Below are 5,448 nucleotides of genomic sequence, written 5' to 3'. Positions count from 1 at the left end.
GATTTGTCAGCTTCGGCAGCAGCTCGATCGGGGCATCGGCGAAGGGTGCCTCATCTGCAACTCCGCGCCCATCCACTCCTAACGCCAGCCAGCCCGCTTTTGCCCTCGAGGGCCCGAGGTCGGCACCGCCGTGCTTCTTCGATCCGCCGACGATAGTCGGACCCACCCCGTCAGCGTTCGCTGCCCACCTGCTTGCGCCTCGCCAGCCGTGTGCGTTCATCAACGAAAAAAGTTTCTCGCCAACTGTCGGAGGTGTCCCGATCGGCTTTGGCCACTTGAAAGTTCTTCCAAACTCGCCCCTAAACGCGACAAGTATGAATCGCGGTCGTAACTGCGGAACACCGTACGAGCTCGAATACAGCAATTGCCAATCTGCCGAATAACCAAGCGACTCAAGTTCAGCAAGCACTAGTCGGCGATATGGAGCGAATCTTTCAGAAGCGAGCCCCCGCACATTCTCAAGCATCACCGCAGCGGGCTTCGCTTCCTTTACAAGCCGTAGCGCCTCGGGAAATAGGTCGCGTTCGTCATCTGCACCGAGCTGCTTGCCGGCAACGCTAAACGGGGGGCAGGGAACACCGCCAGCCAAGAGATCTATACCGCGATATTTTTGTCCATCAACGTCCTTGACGTCACCTTCTTGTACATTCCAATCTGGCCGATTAAGGCGCAGCGTTGCTGCGGCATCCCTATCTATCTCCACCGCAAGCGCATGGCCAAATCCTGCCTGCTCGAGTCCAGAAGACTGTCCGCCCGCACCGGCACAGATTTCAAGTACTGAAAGTTGAGATGGAATCATGTCGAGCCGACCTTCATTGTTTGTTGTGCCCAAGCATTCCAGATAGCGCCGACATCTCTGCGATGACGTGGGCGCGTGCCCTAATCAACTGCATATCAACTTAGATGCGAATCAACGCCGTAGGCAGCAAGCTCCGTCTATTCTTCGAAATACATCTCGACACACCAAAGATAGAAATCACCGCAAAACTTTACGTATCGGGTCGGGTCGAGTTTTGCACCACTTCCGACCAGTTGTCCGTGCGCTACTAGGTTTCGAATCGACATCAAGTCAGACAGCGTGTCGTGCCGACCGATAGTCATAAATGATGACAATTTGACTTTGTGCTCTGAGCCGAACCGTTCGAAAACACCATCTAAAGCAGCTGCGGTGAGATTCGGTGCTTGTCTGAAGAAGCTCCTGGAAAATGCCAAGGCAGGCCCGGACGCAGTACGCACCAGAAATGCTTTAACTGTGAGGAAGACTAATTGCTCAAGAAAACCAGCACATCTCAGACATAGGTATGCGCGGGAGTCCACCTGTAACTTGGAGTTCTTCATAGGTAGGAGGCTGACAAGATCCTTGTGTCGAGAAAACTCTGCTTGAAGTCCATCGTGGAGACTCAGAGCCTCGAGTCGTGGATTCGGTTCCACCACTAGCTCAGCCGCGAGATCGCGGCTGATGCAAGCCTGAGACGGCCAAGAACACTGTCGCGGTGCGAGGTGCTTTTCGTTATAAAATTTTCGTAGCTTGAGTCTGCCCTGAGGATCCCGACTGCGGCTACGATCCGTGATGGGTCCACTGATCCGTTTTGGGCCATTTCCCACATAACTGCTGACAGCAATGCATCCACATGCGCAGCGTTTATGCTTCCCGAGTATTTGAGGCCGTCGACGTCGCTGGCGATCACGAGCGACTCGCAAGCCGCAGTAAAGAGTTTTGACAACTTTCCGATTCGGTCGATTGACAACTCCTTGTGGCGGGTTAGGTATGCATTCAAGAAATCTGAAAGAGGGGGCTTGTATGCGCTCGACGTGACGCTGGCCTCCGTCCAGCGGTTCTCGACTTTTTGAAGGACTTCGAGCATTGCCAAAACCCGCAAGATGAGCTCGTGGTCTTTCAGGCGCTTGTGTTGTGCGCCGAACAGCCGTCGCCAGTTGATGTCGTGGTTCAGCTCGCGGATCAGGTTAGTTGCGGCTCCTCGGTAGAGAGCAACGCGAATCTCCTGCGAAGTTAGCATCATTCCGCCGCTGTTCAAGCGGCCAAATAGCCGATAGACAGCGTCAGGCCCGTGTACACCCTTCGGCTCGATAACCGTGGCTTGGATAAAGGTGTTGTCTAGTTTTCGGCGTGCCTCAGGTGACAAAGTAACGTAGGTAACTCCCTTCAAATTCTCAGCGACGTTGCGCAGTTCAAATACTTTCCCGTCTGGGTAGTAGCCCTTGTAAAAGTGCGCGAGTGTGTTGATCCGCTGTTGTCCATCGAGGACTAGATAGCGCTGATCGGCGTCAAGAACTAAGAAAATACTGGGCACGGGCCAGCCCAGCAACAGAGATTCTATAAATTCCTCCATGCGCTTCACTGGCCAGACGTGAGGCCTTTGAAAACCTTCGATAGCCGACCCGTCTGATCCATCAGGGTCGTACTGCGGGACAAAGATGTCTCTCGCATCCAAGCGGCGAACGAGTCCCGCCACGTCAAAATCTGCACCGAAGTAGGACAACGAATTCGAAGGAACGGACCCGAGAAGATTTTCGTCGTCAATTTCGCTCTCGTCGATCAGTGGTGCATCCTCGGTAGCTTCAGTCGGTTCGGGCATCGTGTTACCTCTCGATAGTGACGGCAACCCTGATGGTAGAGCAGTAGCAAACGAACTGCCGTCGAATTGAACAGCTGCAAGTGCTAAATTTCACGCCCGTGTGGTTGCTATTGGCAGCGGTCTCGAAGCGCGAACCGTCACGCGACCCCAACCCATAGCCCATCCCGCGCGCGAGTCATGGCTACGTACAACTCTCGGCGATCGAGCTCGCGCTTCTCGAAGACAGACGTATCGGCTTCTCCCGACGACGTCTCCAGTAAATGGGATGCAGTGCGCACCACGAGCACCTGTTTGAACTCAAGGCCTTTGGCGCGCTTGATTGTCCCTACCTTCACGTAGTCACTCGATGTGCCGTTGTAATCGTGAAGGTCGATCGATCGGATTTGTGCCTCGGCGAGTGCCTTCGTCATGTCCTTGGCTACCCAATTTGTGGTGGCAAGTACTCCGATGTCACCCGGCTGACTTCCCGTCTCGAGCAGACGACGAACGTGCTGCACGACTGACGCATCGTGCAGGGTTCGAGATGCGAACCTGTTGATTGACGGCGCCGCACCGTGCCGCACGACCTCGCCATGCTTGTCACCTATGGAACTAGCACCCTCGATGTCGAGAAACTCATCGCCTGCAACAAGGCTCGCGGCGAATTCTACGATCTCGGAGGTGTTGCGATAGTTTTTCGTCAAGACCACGCCTCGACCCGCGATCGAAACGTTGGCCTCCGTGAGGGTAAATCCCCCAGGGTAGATCGTCTGCTGACCGTCGCCAATAAGGTTCAACCCGTCAGGACGATCGCCGACTAAGCCGTGAAGCATACGAATCATGGCGCACGTTAGATCCTGTGCCTCGTCGACGACAACTGCGCTGTACCCATCGAGCGGTTGGTTTTTCAAAGACTGTTCAGCGAGAAGGATGACATCGGCAAAGTCGTGGACGGCTCGGCGTCGAAGTTCAGCGGTATAAGCGCAATAGAGGTTCCACACTGTGATTCTTTGGGGGTTTGTGAGCCCTCGCCTGCGCCCTACCCGAGCAAGGCCCGCGTACTGCTCGAAGTCGGTAAGGCCACGACCCTTTATCACAACGACGACCTCGTCTTTCCAGTAGTTCGTATCCGTATCGAGCTGAGCGAGTTCGCCCTTCAGTCCTATTGCTCGCCAGGCCGAATTAAAAGCTTGATCAGCCTTTCCGGCATCTACAGTTACGGCGACGCCTCGATCGCGCAATATCTTCAATGCGAACGAATGGATGCCCGAGAACTCGACCCGATCTGCAATTTCCGGTGCCATTCGACCGATGAGCGAATTGAGCACGGCGGGTAGGGTTTTGACGAATGTCGTCACGAGAACCTTGCCGGGTCGCGTCCGAGCGATGAACGCCGCGCGGTGCAGCCCCACGACAGTTTTGCCGGTGCCGGCAGCGCCCCGAATACGCGACGGCCCGTTGAATGATCTGCGGGCCAGTCGAGCCTGATCCGGATGGAGGAACGCCATCCATTCTTCAATTGGTTTGGCGAGAATTCCCTCTAGAAGTGCGTTCTCAATGCTTTCAATTGTGATCAGTGCGTCGTCTGTTTCTACCGGGATCACCGGTGCCGAAATTGTCAGCTCAAAGGGGATATTTCGGGCGATATAGGGCGGAAAGTGATCTTCAACTGCGGCCAATGCGATCGCAACCTGGACGGGGTCAAGTCGACCTCCACGCCGAAGGAAATAGTGCGGTGCGGCATCCTCGCCAATGAGATCAATGCTGCCGACTCGACCGTGAATGTTTCGCTTGTTCATGAACACAGCGACCGTGCGAACCTCCCCGGCGGGAACTCCCACCTCGGCAAGGGCCGCCTCAACCCCGGGAGCTAGCGTGGCAAGGTTCTCGAACCGGTCGGTGACATCGTCTTGGCCCTGGAAAACCCGATCGGACTGTACCGTCAGGTTGCCCCACGACTTTGCATCCACGACGAAGACACCGGACGGTCCGACAAGTACGAAATCGACTTGGGCCCTGGATGAACCTGGCCAGGAGCGATCAGTCAGGACGAAGAAACCCTGATCTTCAAGAGGCATGAGCATATCGCCCAAACGTTCTTCGGTGGCGGCCGCAGCCGGGTAATTGCGATGCATCTGGTGAGCTTTTGACGCGAGAAAATCGTGCTGTTCGGCGATCAGCCGCTGACGCGTCGCTTCGCTGTTTGCCGAATGACCTGCTGCCATGATGCGCTCCCCCGAGTGCAGTAGCCCAAGACGGCAACCACAAAGAGACGGTAGCAGTGGGACTCAGGTGAGGGATAGTCGCCTTTTCGGGGGTAGCGTCTCGGTTTGTGCCTCCGAAGTGCCCGCGCGTCTGCCGCGTAGGAGATCTCAACCACTGTTGCGCGGACGGCGCCAGCACTAGTCGAGCGCGCTCGTTCGACGCGAGCGCGGTCGTGCGCACGACGGCGGTGGCGCCGAACGGGCGCGCTCGATCCCGGCCCGCACGACCCAACTACGCTGACACCATGATCTCGCCCGCGCCGCCGCTGCCCGCGCGCAGGTAGATCGTGACCGCCCTCATCCCGTTCGCCGTCATCGGCGTGTGCGCGCTGCCGTGGGTGATGCTCGCGAGTCGGCGGTTCGGGCACCTGTTTGGTGTGCCCGCGGTCGGGGTGCTGACGGTGTTGGTGGTGCTGGCATCCATGATCATGGGGCGGTTCACGGGGGTGAGCATTCTGGTGTCTACCGGAGTGGTTGTCATCATCGGGGGAGGCGTCGGGGTCGCGCTGGCCACGCGCGCCGGAGCGTGGCGCAGGCCCGGGCGGCACGCGGTGGCGGTGTGGGTTCCGGCGATGCTGGGTGGCGCGGCCTGGGTTGGCGCGCTTGCT

The 5,448-nt window shown here is 57.2% G+C and carries 5 protein-coding genes; 1 reads left to right on the top strand and 4 read right to left on the bottom strand.

Annotated features, from left to right (window positions below; genetic code table 11):
* The 4 genes from RMN95_RS00220 to RMN95_RS00205 form a co-directional block, all read right to left on the bottom strand.
* Positions 1–799 (bottom strand): DNA (cytosine-5-)-methyltransferase (locus tag RMN95_RS00220; RefSeq protein ID WP_309614967.1); only part of this gene is annotated, 799 nt, incomplete at its 3' end.
* A 137-nt stretch (positions 800–936) separates the two neighbouring features.
* Positions 937–1,338, bottom strand: coding sequence for a hypothetical protein (locus RMN95_RS00215; protein WP_309614966.1), 402 nt, complete (start codon positions 1,336–1,338; stop codon positions 937–939).
* Between the two features lie 95 nt (positions 1,339–1,433).
* On the bottom strand, positions 1,434–2,597 hold the full coding sequence (locus RMN95_RS00210; protein ID WP_309614965.1) for a DUF262 domain-containing protein: 1,164 nt from the start codon (positions 2,595–2,597) through the stop codon (positions 1,434–1,436).
* A 137-nt stretch (positions 2,598–2,734) separates the two neighbouring features.
* The gene (locus RMN95_RS00205) at positions 2,735–4,801 is read right to left on the bottom strand and encodes a UvrD-helicase domain-containing protein (protein WP_309614964.1); all 2,067 of its coding nucleotides are present in this window, start codon (positions 4,799–4,801) and stop codon (positions 2,735–2,737) included.
* 326 nt (positions 4,802–5,127) lie between these two features.
* Here RMN95_RS00205 and RMN95_RS00200 point away from each other — a divergent pair.
* Positions 5,128–5,448 (top strand): hypothetical protein (locus RMN95_RS00200; RefSeq protein WP_309614963.1); only part of this gene is annotated, 321 nt, incomplete at its 3' end.

It is taken from the genome of Salinibacterium sp. (assembly GCF_031364185.1).
In the GTDB taxonomy this organism is placed as follows: Bacteria; Actinomycetota; Actinomycetes; order Actinomycetales; family Microbacteriaceae; genus Rhodoglobus.
The sequence above is the reverse complement of the archived record's forward strand: the minus strand, read 5'-3'. Positions and strand labels throughout refer to the sequence as shown.

What these genes read in the sequence shown, in the direction of transcription:
- RMN95_RS00215 (WP_309614966.1), bottom strand. Translation starts at nt 1,338, where the DNA reads ATGAAGAACTCCAAGTTACAGGTGGACTCCCGCGCATACCTATGTCTG.
- RMN95_RS00210 (WP_309614965.1), bottom strand. Translation starts at nt 2,597, where the DNA reads ATGCCCGAACCGACTGAAGCTACCGAGGATGCACCACTGATCGACGAG.
- RMN95_RS00205 (WP_309614964.1), bottom strand. Translation starts at nt 4,801, where the DNA reads ATGGCAGCAGGTCATTCGGCAAACAGCGAAGCGACGCGTCAGCGGCTG.